The sequence below is a fragment of the Streptococcus sp. genome, assembly GCF_030825805.1.
Classification (GTDB): Bacteria; Bacillota; Bacilli; order Lactobacillales; family Streptococcaceae; genus Streptococcus.
In genome coordinates, this window is sequence record NZ_JAPJPF010000041.1 from 1 (window position 1) to 17236 (window position 17236).

19 protein-coding genes are annotated in these 17236 nt (G+C 41.6%); 17 read left to right on the top strand and 2 right to left on the bottom strand.

Going from position 1 to position 17236, the window contains the following annotated elements; translation table 11 throughout:
- The first annotated feature begins 372 nt into the window (after positions 1-372).
- The 3 genes from RCH62_RS06890 (at position 373) to RCH62_RS06900 (ending at position 2096) form a co-directional block, all read left to right on the top strand.
- Complete coding sequence (locus RCH62_RS06890; RefSeq protein WP_306474901.1) at positions 373-990, top strand: CPBP family intramembrane glutamic endopeptidase; 618 nt, start codon at positions 373-375, stop codon at positions 988-990.
- Between the two features lie 84 nt (positions 991-1074).
- On the top strand, positions 1075-1209 hold the full coding sequence (locus tag RCH62_RS06895; RefSeq protein ID WP_268927054.1) for a hypothetical protein: 135 nt from the start codon (positions 1075-1077) through the stop codon (positions 1207-1209).
- Between the two features lie 299 nt (positions 1210-1508).
- The gene (locus RCH62_RS06900) at positions 1509-2096 is read left to right on the top strand and encodes an SMI1/KNR4 family protein (RefSeq protein WP_125334914.1); all 588 of its coding nucleotides are present in this window, start codon (positions 1509-1511) and stop codon (positions 2094-2096) included.
- Positions 2097-2393: 297 nt separating this feature from the next.
- Here RCH62_RS06900 and RCH62_RS06905 read toward each other — a convergent pair whose 3' ends face one another.
- A complete protein-coding gene (locus RCH62_RS06905) occupies positions 2394-2597 on the bottom strand; it encodes a CsbD family protein (protein ID WP_306474902.1) in 204 nt (67 codons plus the stop codon).
- Between the two features lie 480 nt (positions 2598-3077).
- On the opposite strand from RCH62_RS06905, the gene RCH62_RS06910 reads away from it, so the two are divergent.
- The 13 genes from RCH62_RS06910 to dnaJ all read left to right on the top strand — a co-directional run bounded on the left by RCH62_RS06910 (position 3078) and on the right by dnaJ (position 14852).
- Complete coding sequence (locus tag RCH62_RS06910; RefSeq protein WP_125334910.1) at positions 3078-3263, top strand: hypothetical protein; 186 nt, start codon at positions 3078-3080, stop codon at positions 3261-3263.
- Between the two features lie 315 nt (positions 3264-3578).
- A complete protein-coding gene (locus RCH62_RS06915; RefSeq protein ID WP_306474903.1) occupies positions 3579-4013 on the top strand; it encodes a CPBP family intramembrane glutamic endopeptidase in 435 nt (144 codons plus the stop codon).
- 164 nt (positions 4014-4177) lie between these two features.
- Positions 4178-4780: a rhomboid family intramembrane serine protease gene (locus RCH62_RS06920; RefSeq protein ID WP_306474904.1), complete on the top strand. Its 603-nt coding sequence runs from the start codon at positions 4178-4180 to the stop codon at positions 4778-4780.
- A gap of 137 nt (positions 4781-4917) precedes the next feature.
- Positions 4918-5184: an ACT domain-containing protein gene (locus tag RCH62_RS06925; RefSeq protein WP_129822470.1), complete on the top strand. Its 267-nt coding sequence runs from the start codon at positions 4918-4920 to the stop codon at positions 5182-5184.
- An 18-nt stretch (positions 5185-5202) separates the two neighbouring features.
- Positions 5203-6540: a PFL family protein gene (locus tag RCH62_RS06930; RefSeq protein WP_306474905.1), complete on the top strand. Its 1338-nt coding sequence runs from the start codon at positions 5203-5205 to the stop codon at positions 6538-6540.
- Positions 6541-6673: 133 nt separating this feature from the next.
- Entirely contained in the window at positions 6674-7390 is a 717-nt protein-coding gene (locus RCH62_RS06935; protein WP_048688614.1) for a histidine phosphatase family protein, read from the top strand.
- A 41-nt stretch (positions 7391-7431) separates the two neighbouring features.
- Positions 7432-8130: a histidine phosphatase family protein gene (locus RCH62_RS06940; RefSeq protein ID WP_125334904.1), complete on the top strand. Its 699-nt coding sequence runs from the start codon at positions 7432-7434 to the stop codon at positions 8128-8130.
- Entirely contained in the window at positions 8123-8896 is a 774-nt protein-coding gene (locus RCH62_RS06945) for a D-alanyl-D-alanine carboxypeptidase family protein (RefSeq protein ID WP_125334902.1), read from the top strand. Before RCH62_RS06940 ends, RCH62_RS06945 begins: the two co-directional genes overlap by 8 nt.
- Positions 8897-9062: 166 nt before the next feature.
- Complete coding sequence (hrcA, locus tag RCH62_RS06950) at positions 9063-10097, top strand: heat-inducible transcriptional repressor HrcA (RefSeq protein ID WP_045759110.1); 1035 nt, start codon at positions 9063-9065, stop codon at positions 10095-10097.
- 24 nt (positions 10098-10121) lie between these two features.
- Entirely contained in the window at positions 10122-10646 is a 525-nt protein-coding gene (gene grpE, locus RCH62_RS06955) for a nucleotide exchange factor GrpE (RefSeq protein ID WP_306474908.1), read from the top strand.
- Positions 10647-10899: 253 nt separating this feature from the next.
- Positions 10900-12723, top strand: a complete 1824-nt coding sequence (dnaK, locus tag RCH62_RS06960) for a molecular chaperone DnaK (protein ID WP_045763636.1) — start codon at positions 10900-10902, stop codon at positions 12721-12723.
- A gap of 196 nt (positions 12724-12919) precedes the next feature.
- Positions 12920-13552, top strand: coding sequence for a DJ-1/PfpI family protein (locus RCH62_RS06965; protein WP_125334898.1), 633 nt, complete (start codon positions 12920-12922; stop codon positions 13550-13552).
- Positions 13553-13709: 157 nt separating this feature from the next.
- Complete coding sequence (gene dnaJ, locus RCH62_RS06970) at positions 13710-14852, top strand: molecular chaperone DnaJ (RefSeq protein ID WP_306474906.1); 1143 nt, start codon at positions 13710-13712, stop codon at positions 14850-14852.
- A gap of 94 nt (positions 14853-14946) precedes the next feature.
- Here dnaJ and gdhA read toward each other — a convergent pair whose 3' ends face one another.
- Positions 14947-16293 (bottom strand): NADP-specific glutamate dehydrogenase, encoded by a 1347-nt coding sequence (gene gdhA / locus RCH62_RS06975; RefSeq protein WP_048789780.1) that lies wholly within the window; start codon positions 16291-16293, stop codon positions 14947-14949.
- Positions 16294-16667: 374 nt separating this feature from the next.
- Between gdhA and RCH62_RS06980 the strand changes: the two genes are divergently transcribed.
- Positions 16668-17236: dihydroorotate oxidase (locus tag RCH62_RS06980; RefSeq protein WP_306474907.1), on the top strand; the 569-nt coding region annotated here is incomplete at its 3' end.

Here is a 17236-nt window from a genome sequence, read left to right on the forward strand (position 1 = left end):
GCGTAGTAGAGCCCACTCAACCACTGCGTCTTGCTCGACAATCCAAAGACAATTGCGAGGCTAGGACTTTTGTCCCAGCCTCTTTTTTCTGGCTTAATTTTACAAATTGGGAATTACATATAATTATTTGAAAAAATAAAAATAGTTAGTTACAATAAAAATGTAAAAGCGCTTACTCGATTATTGGGGAGGTTAATATTGTAAGATATCTGTGTTTCTTTCTTGAGATAGGAGGATTTTTAGGAAAGATAAAATGTCAGAACAAGTATATGCAAAGAATCTCAGCATTTCCGCTTTAAGTTTCAGAAAAATAATTAAGTGAATTAAGCAATGATTGAAATATTAAAAATGGTTTATTGGAGGTAGTTAAAAATGAAAGAAAAATATAAAGTGACTGGGCAGTTATTTTTACTCTCAAATTTACCGATTTGTTGTTTTATTTTGAAAGATATTTCATTAGTCTATGCTAGGTTGCTATTTGTACTTTTCTTATTTTTTACATTATATTTCTCTTATAAAATAAGCATAAAACATAATGTCATTAATCGTATTCAGAAACTAGAGTGGAACAAAGTATTTTATTGCTTAGCATTCGCTGTTTTGTTAAGACTCATAGTTCATTTGTATTTAAGCATTTTTGGAGATACCCAAAATGATGCGTTATTACAAATTTTAAAAGATATTATGGGCGTAGAGTTATTCAATTTTTATGCAATTTTCGTAGGACCAGTTTTAGAGGAATTAACTTTTCGTGGTGCAATAATGAATTATTGCTATAATATGAGCAGGAAAGGTTTCATCATATCAAATATATTGTTTGGATTTGTGCATTGTATGAACGAACCTAGTATTGGAATTTTTATTAGATCGATTTTACTGTATAGTTTGTTAGGCGGTATAATGTCTTACATTTATTATAGAACTAAAAGGATAGAATACTCTGTACTAATTCACATGCTTGCTAATTTTTTGGCTGTAATAGATTTTTAATTATGTATTCTAATTTTTTTTATATTTGTAATTTTATGTAAGGTTTTGCTCAAGAGACCACTAATAAATATGACTGGAGTAATGTTGGCAGCTAAAGAAATGTTCTTCAAAATAGAAAATATCCTCCGTGAGCAAGGAGTACTTGAAAAGTTTGAAGAGGAAAATGGAAAAATAACTGGTCATATGATGATTACGATGACGGAAATACCTCCTGAATAATGAAGTTACACTGTCTAAACAGGATCTTATAGATGAAAATATCGAATTATTAGTAGTAGATGGTCAGTTAAAAGGAGTCGTGAAGGATGTCAAAGGCAGTCCGAATGCAGAAATTGTTTATAATGTTAACTTGAGTAAAGCGAACGGATGAAATGACTTTATCTAATCAAGAAATAAAAAAATCCAATTCCATACTAAAAATAATATTAGAAAAAGTAAAGATGCAAGTCTGTCAATATTTTGAACATATTTTGGGATGAAAATTCGAAGGGTAAGAGAAATCAAAAAAGGAGGTTCTTATGTGTATAGTTAACCAAGTTAGGAAAATAGCAACTTATATTTGTGAAGCTTTTGAAGACTGGGGTTTGGATGATCCTGTAGAGGAAGGATACCTGGAAGATTATCAGGAAATTTCTGGAGCATCTGAGGAGGAAATTCAGGAGTTTGAGAAGAGAATTGGAATTTCTCTCCCAAATGAGCTTAAGGAAGTCTATCGTTACAAAAACGGCAGTAAATTCTTAGCAGTCCTACCCTGTGTGATTGGCCAAAGAGAAATGGCTTTCTCTTTGATGAGCCTACAAGAGATTGAGTCGATAAAAAAATTTTTTCAAAATAGGGATGCTCTGTTGACGGAATTTCCTGACTATTTTTCAAGCCAAGATGTTGAAGAAATGCGTGATAGCAGAGTTAAACCCTATCTTTTTAATAAAAAATGGCTTCCTTTCGCGGAGTATTGCGATTCTTGTTATCTCATGCTTGATTTTGATCCAGACCAGGAAGGGCAAGAAGGGCAGATAATCTGCTACATTCATGACCCTGATGAAATTATCTATGTGGCAGAAAGTTTTACGGAGCTGATCGAGGGGATAATGGAAGTGATCGTATGAAAGAGGGCAGTATATTGTCCCAGATGTTTCAGAATGGTTTGAGAGAATGAAGTAAAATGGTTTTAGGGACCTGCAATTACTTTGCTCAATTTCAGTAAAAGCCCGAGTGTTGTTTGAATTGGATGGCAACCACTGCACTCTAAGTGTTCATTCAAAAGAATTACTATACTTACAGAGAGCACCTTTCGAGGTGCTTTTTCCTATACCCAAACTAAATCAAAGATAAACAAAAAACCACCCTATCTTCCACAGGCAAACGTGACGGTAGAAAATAGAGTAGCTTTAGAACGTTAACGATTAGTTATCGTCTTTGTGAAGGATGTTTTTCACGCCGTTGATAGCTCCTTCGACAGCTTCTTTTGCGTCTTCAACGACTTCTTTTGCTTTTGATGCAACTTTTTCAGCAACGCCTTCAGCTTCTGTTTTTTTATCGCCGGTTACTTTACCGAGACCTTCTTTAACAGAACCTTTAACTTGGTTTAATTTATCTTCTAATGACATAGTGTCACCTCCGTTAAGTAAATAGTTTTTTTAATCTGAATTCAAGACAGTTCATTTAAAAAATTAAAACTATTTAGCTCAGATTAATATAAGTATATGCCTTCTGAAATGGGAAGTCAAATATTCGCTACGGTATTTTGAAAGTGGGAAGGAGTCATGATGAGATAGCAACTAATGATGGATGAATAGGTCCTTGCCTTGTTTTTAATTGAAGAAGCATAGATCTTCCGCTACTTCAAAATAAAATCGTCCAGGTGATTAAGGAATAATATAGTGTAGCATCGTCAGGCTAGAAAATCTAAATGGCTGTTTTCTCCTAGCAAAGTGGAGTAAAAAACAAAAGAAGATGCCACTTTCTGTTCAAAAAGGGACAATTTAGGAGTTTGTTGATTTAAAGATTTTTCGTGTGCTATACTAAAATTGTCAAAGTTGCAACTAGACAATATTTTTTAATCTAATAAATATAAGGAGGTATTCATAATGAATACAAAGATTTTGGAAGAATTTGATAGTTTAGATAGCGATTTTCTCTCAACAGTAGCAGGTGGTGGGGTTTTTAATACTATATATATGGGACCGCCTCCAGTTTCAGGTGGTCCGAATGGTTGGGAATACTTCCGTAAGTTGATTGCGCCACTTGAAATGCGAAGTTTCTTCGCAATTTAATGAGTATCGGCTAAATTTTTTTTGTTGGTGGAGGATGTTATGAAATATGCCAAACATGGACTTGCTTTACTGTTCCTGTTATATTTATTTGTTTTTGGGATTGAAGGCCTTGGTATCTACCTAACTGGAGTTTTCAATGGTGATGTAAGTTTTCTTTATTTCATCTATTTGATTCTCTACTCTTTGCTTCTCATCGGCATTCTATTTTGGTTTAAAAGGCAGAAGATAGTCGTCCGTTCAAATATACAGAAATGGAAGTGGCACTATCTGGGATATTTTGCTCTGGTGCTCTTGTGGTTCTTTGTTGAAAGATGGGTGCTGCAAACTTTTCAGGATTTGCTGGTTCCTGTCGTTCATCAAACCAAATTGCCATCCTCCATTTATCTAAATGGCCCTGGTATTTCGGGTATTTTGTTTTTTGTCCTAGCAACTGTTACATCTCCTATGATCGAAGAATTTATTTTTAGAGGCTATCTGATGAATGTCTTCTTTAAAGAAAGTAAGTTTCATTTAGACGTTTTGCTTTCGGGCTTTCTCTTTGCGGCCTTTCATCTGATCCATCAATATCGGGATCCTGTAACATTTTCTCTTTATTTCTGTTCAGGGCTCTTCTTCGCAGCTGTCTATAAGAAAACTAAAGATATCCGGTTGCCCATCTTCTTGCATGCCTTTAGCAATTTTCTCACTTTTTGGAAACCGATCTGGATTTTTATCTTCAATTATATCTACTGGCATTTTCTTGTTAAATAACCTTGTTTTTGTAGCTGGGCGTGAAATGGGAGTTAGAGGTTGGAGTTGTTTAATGAAACTAGGATCACTTTTTAAAAGTGATCTTATTTTCGTTTAAGGGGTGGTATAATGAAAGTATACTCAAGGTGAGACAATTGATTTATTTACAGAAAAGAAGTTTTAAAATGAAAACGATGATAAAAACCTATCCTGTTATCAGTACGATAGCTCTAATCTGTTTGTTGCTCGGTTTATTGACTTCCTTTTATGGGGATGCTATGTATAACCTATTGGCTTTTCATTCGAAGCCGGTGTATGGTTGGCAGTATGTCAGTGGGACCTTGATGCACGGTAGTAAAGGAGCCCCTGTCTGGTTTTTATGGGTCCATTTGATTTTAAACGGACTCATGATCCTTCCCTTCGGTGGACTGCTAGAAAGAAAAAGAGGCTCCAGACAAGTCTTAATCGTTTTTGTGACGGCGACAGTCCTCTCTTCCATCGTTTTTCACTTCTTAACACGCGGGCAGGACATTCAGGCAACAGGAATCTCTGCCGTCGGCTATGCCTTTGTGACCGGAGGGATTATGCTCCTGCCAAACGTGTGGAAAGAATTATCACGCACCGTAAAATGGTTTTATCTATTCTTAATTTTTCTATCTAGCCTCATGCTCTTACCAGTAATCACCGGATGGATCTCAACGCTATTGCATCTTTCAGGGATTGCGAGTTACCTTGGGGTTTCTATCCTCAGCCACTACCTTAAGAAAAATCGCTTTAGCCATCGTTGATTTATAAAGACTAACAGACATTCAAGAGATTTTCTTGGATGTTTTTTATTTATAAACCGAACCTTTTCTAAAACATTTATGCGAAATTAAGGCGATTATGCTACAATGGAAGCAAATAGATAGAATGGAGCAGTGACATGAAAGCAATTATTACAGTCGTTGGAAAAGACCAAAAAGGAATCGTAGCGGGTGTCGCAACGAAAATAGCAGAATTGGGACTTAATATTGATGATATCTCTCAAACGGTATTGGATGAGTACTTCACCATGATGGCGGTCGTATCGTCAGATGAGAAAAAAGATTTCACCCAGCTTCGTTCAGAGTTAGAAGAATTCGGTCAGTCTCTGCATGTGAAAATCAATATCCAAAGTGCAGCGATTTTTGATGCTATGCACAATTTGTAAGATAGGGGTTGAGAATTTATGGACATTAGACAGGTAACAGAAACCATTGCCATGATTGAGGAGCAGAACTTTGATGTTCGGACCATCACCATGGGGATCTCGCTTCTAGATTGTATTGATCCGGATATCGATAAGGCAGCGGAAAAAGTCTACAAGAAGATTGTGACAAAGGCCAAGGACTTAGTGGCTGTTGGGGATGAGATTGCGGCGGAACTCGGCATTCCCATTGTGAACAAGCGGGTTTCGGTCACTCCGATTTCCATTATCGGAGCAGCAACCAATGCAACAGACTATGTACCCTTTGCCAAGGCGCTGGATCGTGCAGCGAAGGAAGTTGGGGTTAACTTTATCGGTGGCTTCTCAGCTCTGGTTCAAAAAGGCTACCAAAAAGGGGATGAAATCCTCATTAATTCGATTCCTCGCGCCCTTGCAGAGACGGATTTTGTCTGCTCTTCTGTTAATATTGGTTCCACTAAGACGGGGATTAATATGACAGCTGTCAGAGATATGGGCCGTATCATTAAAGAAGCATCGGAAGCAGATCCAATGGGACCAGGTAAACTCGTTGTCTTTGCTAATGCGGTAGAAGATAATCCCTTTATGGCGGGAGCCTTCCACGGTGTCGGTGAAGCCGATGTCGTCATCAACGTTGGGGTTTCAGGACCTGGTGTCGTCCAACGGGCCATTGAAAAAGTTCCCGGTGCAAGCTTTGATGTATTGGCGGAAACAGTTAAGAAGACAGCCTTCAAGATTACCCGTGTCGGTCAATTAGTCGGTCAAATGGCTAGTGAACGTCTCGGTGTTGAGTTTGGAATTGTCGACTTGTCTCTTGCTCCAACGCCAGCTGTTGGGGATTCGGTTGCCCGTGTCCTTGAAGCCATGGGGCTTGAAGTGGTCGGAACTCATGGAACTACCGCAGCCCTTGCCCTGCTTAATGACCAAGTAAAAAAAGGTGGCATCATGGCTTGTAATCAAGTCGGTGGTTTGTCAGGTGCCTTCATTCCGGTCTCAGAGGATGAGGGGATGATTGCCGCGGTCCAATCCGGTCATATCAACCTGGAAAAATTGGAAGCCATGACAGCTATCTGTTCCGTCGGTTTGGATATGATTGCCATCCCAGCTGATACTCCAGATTCGACCATTGCGGCCATGATTGCCGACGAAGCAGCTATCGGCGTTATCAACCAAAAGACAACAGCGGTTCGGATCATTCCTTATGGAAAAGAAGGTGATATGTTAGAGCTCGGAGGACTTCTTGGGTCTGCTCCGGTAATGAAGGTCAACAAGGCCTCGTCAGCTGACTTTATTGCCCGTGGTGGTCAAATTCCGGCCCCAGTTCATAGTTTTAAAAATTAAAAGAAAGCCTTGGGGCACTTCGCGTGTTCGGGGCTTTTAATGTTGGCTGGAGAAGTGAAGGTGAATCGAGAGGTCATCGCTGCCAGTTTCCTTATAAAAAATGATATAATAGAAGGACGTAAAAGGAGATCACATGGCGAAAACAAGATTATTTATTATTCGGCATGGAAAAACCATGTTTAATACGATAGGTCGTGCCCAAGGTTGGTCGGATACACCTTTAACTGCTCAAGGAGAAGAAGGCATCCGTGAATTGGGGGTTGGTTTGAGAGAATCTGGTTTAGACTTTGTCCGTGCTGTTTCCAGCGATTCAGGTCGCGCCATTCAAACCATGGGAATTGTTTTAGACGAGCTTGGGCTCACAGATCAGATTCCTTATACTTTCAACAAAAAGATCCGGGAATGGTGTTTTGGAAGTTTTGATGGTGCCTACGGAGGGGAACTTTTCCGTGGAGTCGTTCCTCGGGTTCTAGATATTGAAGACTACAAGAAACTCAGTCTGGAAGAGCTAGCGAATGGGATTTACCAAGTAGATACAGCTGGTTGGGCTGAACCATGGGATGTGTTGAAAAAACGGATTGTAGATGGCTTTGAGGAGATTGCCAAGGAAGTTGAAGCCAAGGGTGGTGGAAATGCCTTGGTTGTTAGTCACAGCATGACCATCGGATCCTTTGTTTGTATTTTGAATCCAGAGATTGAGTTGGATCCAAGGGTTGAAAATGGTAGTGTCACCTTGGTAGAATACGAAAATGGACAATTTTCAATCCAGACCATCGGAGATGAGTCTTATCGCAAACTGGGTGCTAACTGGTTAGCAGCCCACTCAGAAGAACTTGGTTTGAAAAAATAAGAAACCTTATATAAGAAGAAAACAATTGCAGGAGGATAAAAATGGCAAAGACAAAATTGTATATTGCCCGTCATGGAAAAACCATGTTTAATACCATTGGTCGCGCCCAAGGTTGGTCTGATAGTCCCTTGACAGAAGCTGGGGAACGAGGGATTCATGAATTGGGGATTGGTCTACGTGAAGCCGGGATTCAGTTCCAACAAGCCGTGTCCAGCGACTCCGGTCGAACCATTCAAACCATGGGGATTGTGCTAGAAGAATTAGGGTTAACGGGTAAGATTCCTTACCGTTATGATAAGCGCATCCGCGAATGGTGCTTTGGAAGTTTTGATGGAGCCTATGACGGGGAACTCTTTTTGGGGGTTCTACCACGTGTCTTTCGGGTTGATGACTTCCATCATTTGAGCTTGATGGAGTTGGCCGAAGGGATTGTCGAAGTGGATACAGCCGGCTGGGCAGAGTCCTGGGAAACTCTTCGTGACCGCATTTTGGATGGCTTTACGACGATTGCCAAGGATGTCGAGTCTCAAGGTGGCGGGAATGCCATCGTGGTCAGTCATGGGATGACCATCAGTACCTTGATTTACCTGATTGATCCAAAAGCCTTTAAAGAATTGGTCTTGGACAATGGTAGTGTGACTGTTATTGAGTATGAAGATGGCCAATTTAAACTAGAAGCAGTTGGAGATCTGTCATACCGCCAGGTTGGAGCGAAATGGTTAGAGGAAGATCATGACTAAATATAAACTTGCCAAGAAAAGAGAAAAGAAAGTTAGCTGGATCGTACTCTGCTGTTTAGGCCTCTGTCTAATTGGAGCAGGAGTGGGTATTTTCTATTTGAAACCTCAATGGCTTCATATGGGCTCTGTTGAAGATAAAAAAGTAGAAACGACTACTCCTAAAAAGGTTGAGAAAAAGGAAGAAAAACCGAAGACAGACCTTCCACAAGTTTCTAGCAAGGATTGGAACCTAGTCCTGGTCAACCGAGACAACAAGTTGGCTGAACTGAATCCTCAGTTAGTCGATGTTGAAGAAATCAAGGTGGATAGTCGGATCGCAGAACAAACCAAACAATTTCTAGTGGCGGCAAGGGCAGTTGCTCCTGAGGAGTCCTTGATTTCCGGTTATCGAAGTGTAGAGGAGCAAACAGAAGTTTATAATGAGCGGGTAGCTCAATTAGAAGCTACTGGGCTTCCTCATGAAGAGGCAGAACGTCAAGCACAAACACAAGTACAGGTCCCAGGGGCTAGTGAGCACCAGACAGGCCTTGCGATTGATATGAGTGCCCCAAATGGGCTGTCCGAAGAGGTGGTGCAACAAATTATTGCCTTGGCGCCACAATATGGGTTTGTTCTCCGTTATCCAGAAGGGAAAAACGCAATCACGGGTGTGGACTATGAAAACTGGCACTTCCGCTACGTCGGTGTAGAAAATGCCCAGTATATGGTCAAGCACCAGCTGGTCTTAGAAGAATATATTCAAAAGCTGAAAGAAGCAGGTTTATAGTTTTTTTGGCCTAGTATCGGTCTTAAGAATGATTTTTAGCACTCTTGAAAAAAGAGTGCTAATTTTTTGGATTTTTTTCTTGACTTTCTTTTGAGAGGGTGTATAATAGAATCATGGTTTAGCACTTGAGTGTTTAGAGTGCTAAAAATGAAAGAGAGGTGAGGTCGTGGTTACAGAACGTCAAAATGAGATTCTAAATCTTGTCGTCGATATCTTTACCAAGACCCACGAACCAGTCGGTTCAAAAGCGCTACAAGATGTCATTCAATCCAGTAGTGCGACCATTCGAAACGACATGGCTGCCCTCGAAAAACAAGGCTTACTAGAAAAGGCCCACACTTCGAGTGGCCGCATGCCTAGCCGAGCTGGTTTTCAATATTTCGTTCAGAATTCGCTCGATCTAGAGTTGATTGATGAGCAAGATGTCTACCAGGTGGTGAAGGCCTTTGATTTCGAAGCCTTTAAGTTAGATGATATCTTGGATGCTACGGCCAAGTTACTAGCCCAGATGACGGGCTACACCGCAGTGATTCAGGATGTGGAGCCGACACGGCAGCGCTTGACGGGTTTTGAGATTGTTCCATTATCCAACCATGATGCCTTAGCAGTTCTGACCTTGGATGAATCAAAGCCTGTCACCGTACAGTTTGCTATTCCAAAGAATTTCTTAACCAGTGACTTGGAAATCTTTCATCAGCTAGTTCAAGAACGTTTCATTGGAAATACGGTCTTGGATATCCACTACCGCTTGCGGACGGAGATTCCACAGATTGTACAGCGCTATTTCAAAACGACAGACAATGTCTTGGATCTATTCGATTACGTCTTCTCGCAACTGTTTCAAGAACTGGTCTTTGTAGAAGGAAAGGTTTCATCTTTGAGTTATGCCGATCTTCAGACCTATCAGTTCTTAGATAATCCCCAACACGTAGCCTTGGAGTTACGAGGGGGAATGCCAGAGGACCAAATGACCCAGATCCTGGTTGCAGAATCTCAAGAGAAGGCCTTGAAAAATGTGACGGTCATTAGTCACAAGTTCTTAGTTCCTTATCGTGGGATGGCCCTCATGCATGTGATTGGTCCCGTAGAGATGGACTACAGGCGTGTGATAAGCCTGGTCAATGTTATCGGCCGAGTACTGGTCATGAAGTTGACGGATTATTACCGTTACCTCAACAGCAACCATTATGAAGTAAATTAAGACCAAATGAAAGGGGTGTATGCCTTGACAGAAGATATCAAAAAAGAAGATGTGAAAGAAGAGGAAGTTGCCGAGACAACTGAAGAAGTTGTTGAGGAAAGCAACCAACCTTCTGAGTTAGAAGAAGCACAAGCGCGTGCCGAGGAATTTGAAAACAAATACCTTCGTGCTCATGCTGAGATGCAAAACATTCAGCGCCGTGCCAATGAAGAACGTCAACAATTACAAAAATACCGTAGCCAAGATTTGGCAAAAGCGATCTTACCATCACTGGACAACCTCGAACGCGCCCTTGCCGTCGAAGGATTGACAGATGATGTGAAGAAGGGCTTGGAAATGGTCCAAGAAAGTTTGGTACATGCTCTGAAAGAAGAAGGAATTGAAGAAATTCCAGCGGACGGAGCCTTTGACCATAACTACCACATGGCCATCCAAACCTTACCTGCAGATGATGAACATCCAGCAGACACTATCGCACAAGTCTTCCAAAAAGGCTACAAACTCCATGACCGCATCCTGCGCCCAGCCATGGTAGTTGTCTACAATTAGGCTAGAAAACTTAAAAAATCTTGTCCGAAACGACACTAAACTATGAAAGAAAGATAAGATGCAAGCCGGAGGCTTGCAAGGAAGATATTTCCCGCCGTGGTGAAAGTTTCAGTAGCTTGTGCTACTGAGACAGGGGATTTTTGAGACAGTAGGCTTAAAAATAAGTGATGAAATCCCGAAGGGAGTTGCTCACGTCCCCACCACTTAAGGGAAATATCAAAAAAAGAAGAAAAATCAACAAGGAGAAAAACATATGTCTAAAATTATCGGTATTGACTTAGGTACAACAAACTCAGCAGTAGCAGTTCTTGAAGGAACTGAATCAAAAATCATCGCGAACCCAGAAGGAAATCGCACAACTCCATCTGTAGTGTCATTCAAAAACGGTGAAATCATCGTTGGTGACGCTGCAAAACGTCAAGCAGTGACAAACCCAGATACAGTCATCTCTATCAAATCTAAGATGGGGACTTCTGAAAAGGTTTCTGCTAACGGGAAAGAATACACTCCACAAGAAATCTCAGCAATGATCCTTCAATACTTGAAAGGTTACGCTGAAGAATACCTTGGTGAAAAAGTAACGAAGGCTGTTATTACAGTTCCAGCTTACTTTAACGATGCTCAACGTCAAGCAACTAAAGACGCTGGTAAAATCGCTGGTCTTGAAGTAGAACGTATCGTCAACGAACCAACTGCAGCAGCCCTTGCTTACGGTTTGGACAAGACAGATAAAGAAGAAAAAATCTTAGTATTCGACCTTGGTGGTGGTACATTTGACGTATCTATCCTTGAATTAGGCGACGGTGTCTTTGATGTATTGGCAACTGCAGGGGATAACAAACTCGGTGGTGACGACTTTGACCAAAAAATCATCGACCACTTGGTAGCAGAATTCAAGAAAGAAAACGGCATTGATTTGTCAACAGACAAGATGGCTCTTCAACGTTTGAAAGACGCGGCTGAAAAAGCTAAGAAAGACCTTTCTGGTGTAACTTCAACACAAATCAGCTTGCCATTCATCACTGCTGGTGAAGCTGGACCTCTTCACTTGGAAATGACTTTGACTCGTGCAAAATTTGACGATTTGACTCGTGACCTTGTAGAACGTACAAAAGTTCCAGTTCGTCAAGCCCTTTCAGATGCAGGTTTGAGCTTGTCAGATATTGACGAAGTGATCCTTGTCGGTGGTTCAACTCGTATTCCTGCCGTTGTAGAAGCTGTTAAAGCTGAAACTGGTAAAGAACCAAACAAATCAGTGAACCCTGATGAAGTTGTTGCCATGGGTGCTGCGATCCAAGGTGGTGTCATCACTGGTGATGTCAAAGACGTTGTCCTTCTTGACGTAACACCATTGTCACTTGGTATCGAAACAATGGGTGGAGTCTTCACAAAACTCATCGACCGCAACACAACTATTCCAACATCTAAATCACAAGTCTTCTCAACTGCAGCAGACAACCAACCAGCCGTTGATATCCACGTTCTTCAAGGTGAACGTCCAATGGCAGCGGACAACAAAACTCTTGGACGTTTCCAATTGACTGATATCCCAGCTGCACCTCGTGGTATCCCACAAATCGAAGTGACATTTGACATCGACAAGAACGGTATCGTATCTGTTAAAGCGAAAGATCTTGGAACTCAAAAAGAACAAACAATTGTTATCCAATCTAACTCAGGTTTGACAGACGAAGAAATCGACCGCATGATGAAAGATGCAGAAGCAAACGCTGAAGCAGATAAGAAACGTAAAGAAGAAGTTGACCTTCGTAACGAAGTAGACCAAGCAATCTTTGCGACTGAAAAGACAATCAAAGAAACTGAAGGCAAAGGCTTCGATGCAGAACGTGATGCTGCACAAGCTGCCCTTGATGAGCTTAAGAAGGCCCAAGAAGATAACAACTTGGACGAAATGAAAGCAAAACTTGAAGCCTTGAACGAAAAAGCTCAAGGACTTGCTGTGAAACTCTACGAACAAGCCGCAGCAGCACAACAAGCTCAAGCAGGAGCAGAAGGCGCACAAGCAACAGGCAACGCAGGCGATGACGTCGTAGACGGAGAGTTTACGGAGAAATAAAATAGTCCAGTGGACTATTTTATACCGAGCTTGAAAATCGGGGAGCGAGGCGTTAAGAATGACTGTTCACTCTAATGATTGGCATTCTATGGCAATCGCTATAGCGATTTGCCTAAACGCCTAACTAGTAAATGATAAAGAAATCCAGAGGTTGCAACCCAGCCTCTGTTTTTCGGTAAAATAGAGGATGTTGCCTATGAAAAAAGTACTTTGTTTGATTTATCCTAATTTTTCTCTTTATGAGATAACTGCTTTAACGAGTACTTTAGCTCTGTCTTTTGACGTCACGATTGATTATGTCGCTTCAGATCATTCGATGGTGGTCTCTGAGGATGGGGTGCTCTGTCAACCGACCAAAACACTAGATCAAATCTGTATAGAAGAGTATTCTTGTGTGATTTTGCCAGGAATGGTCAATATAGGGCCTGCTCTACAGGATGAGAAATTGATTTCGTTTTTGAGGGACCTTGGTGAGCAAGATATCCTCATTGCAGCCATTTCTTCAGCGCCTCTTTTATTAGCGAAAGCAGGTCTGTTGAAGGACACGAAATTTACAGGTGGAATTTGGCAAAACTTCTTTGATTATTTTGAATTTCTTCCACGTGAGAATTTCCAACCCAAAGTGGTTGTGCAAGATAAACAAATCATTACGGCTATCGGTTTTGCCCATCAAGAGTTTGCAAGAAAAGTGATTCTAAGCTTAGGGTTGGCAGAGAATACGGACAACTATTTTAAAGAACAGAACGAGTATGCTGAAGAGGATTTGATATTTACTCTATCAGACCAAGAGTTTGATCAAGTGAAGCAGAGTATAGAAAACAGCCTCTAAAGCTGTACATAAAAATTATAGAAAGGAACAAAGGTGTTCGCAACTGAACACGGGCTACGGACGGTGCCAAAAAGATAGTTTTTTCTAGGACGCAAGCGTCCGTCGTCAAAACTCCTATTTTGGCTGTGTCCGTTTGACGCCCTTTGTATCTTGAATTATGAACAATACTGAATTTTATGACCGTTTGGGCGTTTCAAAGAATGCGTCTCAGGATGAGATTAAGAAAGCCTATCGGAAATTATCTAAAAAATATCACCCAGATATCAACAAGGAGCCTGGTGCTGAGGAAAAGTACAAGGAAGTTCAAGAAGCTTATGAGACTTTGAGCGACGAACAAAAACGGGCAGCTTATGACCAATACGGTGCTGCAGGGGCCAATGGTAGTTTCGGCGGCTTCGGTGGCGGAGCAGGTGGTTTTGGTGGTTTTGATGGTGCTGGATTTGGTGGCTTTGAAGATATCTTCTCTAGCTTCTTTGGTGGTGGTGCAAGCCGCAATCCAAATGCTCCACGTCAGGGAGATGATCTTCAGTACCGCGTCAATCTCAAGTTTGAAGAAGCCATCTTTGGAACTGAGAAGGAAGTCAAGTACCATCGGGAAGCCAGCTGTCGGACATGTGATGGGACTGGTGCTAAGCCAGGAACAAGTCCAGTAACTTGTGGACGCTGTCATGGTTCTGGGGTTATCAATGTGGATACGCAAACCCCACTTGGGATGATGCGTCGTCAAATCACCTGCGATGTCTGTCATGGACGCGGTAAAGAAATTAAAGATCCTTGTACAACCTGTCATGGGACTGGTCACGAGAAACAAGCGCACAGTGTCAATGTGAATATCCCTGCTGGGGTTGAAACAGGTCAACAAATCCGCCTCTCTGGTCAAGGAGAAGCTGGCTTTAATGGAGGGCCGTACGGAGATCTCTATGTGGTGGTCAATGTTGAGCCGAGCGACAAATTTGAGCGTGATGGATCAACCATTTACTATAAATTGAACTTGAACGTTGTTCAGGCTGCTCTTGGGGATACGGTCCATGTTCCAACGGTTCACGGCGATGTTGATTTGGTCATCCCTGAAGGGACCCAAACCGGTAAGAAATTCCGTCTCCGCGGTAAAGGAGCACCAAGCTTGCGTGGTGGCTCAGTAGGAGATCAATATGTATCTGTTAATGTGGTGACACCAACAGGTCTAAATGACAAGCAAAAAGAAGCCCTTCGTGCATTTGCGGAAGCTGGTGATATCAAGGTCAACCCAAAGAAAAAAGGCTTCTTTGATAAGGTTAAAGATGCCTTGGATGATTTATAAAATAAAAGAAGATTTGGTTTTTCCAATCTTCTTTTTTTATCAAGAATAACACCTCCGAAACCAAGGGCTTCAGAGGTGTGGCAAAAGAATCAAATTAAACAAGACCTTGGGCAATCATCGCATTTGCGACATTTTCAAAGGCTGCGATATTGGCACCCGCAAGGTAATCTTTACCAAGACCGTAGGTTTCTGCAGTTGTTTTAGCAGTGTTGAAGATGTTGGTCATGATGTCTTTCAAACGTCCATCCACTTCTTCACGTGTCCATGAAAGACGGAGGCTGTTTTGGCTCATTTCAAGAGCAGATACAGCAACCCCACCAGCATTGGCAGCTTTAGCAGGTCCGTAAAGGATGCCGTTTTCTTTGTAGACTTTGATCGCATCAAGGTCGCTAGGCATGTTGGCTCCTTCAGAAACAACTTTTACCCCTTGAGCAACCAAGCGTTTCGCTGCTTCACCGTTGATCTCGTTTTGAGTTGCACATGGAAGAGCGATATCATAGTTACCAGCGTAAGTCCATACAGATCCTTCGTAGTAAGTAGCAGTTGGTTTTTCAGCAGCATACTCAGTCAAACGAGCACGACGTTTTTCTTTGACGTCTGTAAGAAGGTCGAAGTCAATGCCGTTTTCGTCGATCACGTAACCGTTTGAGTCAGATACAGAGATAACAGTTGCACCAAGTTCAGTTGCTTTTTGAAGAGCGTATTGAGCAACGTTACCAGAACCTGAGATCACGACTTTCTTACCAGCAAAGCTGTCGCCGTTGGCTTTGAGCATTTCTTCAGTGTAGTATACCAAACCGTAACCAGTTGCTTCTGGACGGATCAAGCTACCACCGAAACCAAGAGGTTTACCAGTCAAGACACCAGCATCAAATTGGCGAAGGCGTTTGTATTGTCCGTAAAGGTAACCAATCTCACGTCCACCAACCCCGATATCACCAGCTGGGACATCAAGAGAAGGACCGATGTGTTTTTGCAATTCAGTCATGAAGCTTTGGCAGAAACGCATTACTTCAGCGTCTGTTTTTCCTTTAGGATCGAAGTCAGATCCACCTTTACCTCCACCGATTGGAAGGCCAGTCAAAACGTTTTTAAAGATTTGTTCGAAGCCGAGGAATTTCAAAATCCCTTGGTTAACTGTTGGGTGGAAACGAAGTCCGCCTTTGTAAGGACCGACAGCAGAGTTGAATTGAACACGGTAACCACGGTTAACTTGAACTTTTCCGTCACGGTCAACCCAAGGAACACGGAAGCTAATCACGCGCTCAGGCTCAGTGATACGTGCCAAGATGTTTTCTTCGATGTATTCTGGATGTTTTTCAAATACAGGTTCCAAAGTGCTAAGGAACTCTTCAACAGCTTGAAGGAATTCCGCTTCATGGCCGTTGCGAGCTTTTACGGTTTCGAAAGTGCTTTGGATATATTCTTTTGCAGTTGTCATCATGTTTCTCCTTTTTTCATTGAAACGAATTCCAGCAGGTTAGCGAACTTACTGGTATATGGAGGCACTGCTGAGAGCAATGTCATGTTTTATTACGTCGATAATTATAGCAGACTTTTTTTGACTTGTAAAGAAAAAAGTTGAATTTTCTGAAAATTTTCACAACTGCCTATGAAGTGGGAAAAAATGGATGTGAAAGGACGATAGGATTGGAAAAATGTCTGATTTTTCCCCTCTATATAGAAAATAAAAGGATAACGTTTAAGGTGATTTTTTCTATTTCCGTACGTTTCTTGCTCTTTTCTGGTTTTCTAGTCATGAATCCTCCTTTTCGTGCTATAATGGCTGTAAGAATTCATTTCAAGGAGAAGAAGATGGTATCGACAAAGACGCAAATTGCTGGTTTTGAATTTGATAACTGCCTGATGAATGCGGCAGGTGTGGCCTGTATGACCACTGAGGAATTAGAAGAAGTGAAGAATTCGGCTGCTGGGACCTTTGTGACCAAGACAGCCACCTTGGAGTTCCGTTCTGGAAATCCAGAGCCACGCTACCAAGATGTCCCACTTGGCTCAATCAATTCGATGGGGCTACCTAACCAAGGCTTGGACTATTATTTGAATTACCTATTGGAGTTGCAAGAAACAGATCCCAATCGGACTTTCTTCCTATCTCTCGTCGGTATGTCTCCTGAAGAGACCCATACCATCTTGAAAAAGGTGCAAGAAAGTGATTTTAAAGGTTTGACAGAATTGAACCTTTCCTGCCCCAATGTCCCAGGAAAACCCCAGATCGCTTATGATTTTGAGACGACGGACCGAATCCTGTCAGAGGTCTTTGCCTACTTTACCAAACCTCTTGGGATCAAGTTGCCACCTTATTTTGATATCGTTCATTTTGATCAAGCAGCAGCGATCTTTAACAAATACCCGCTCAAGTTTGT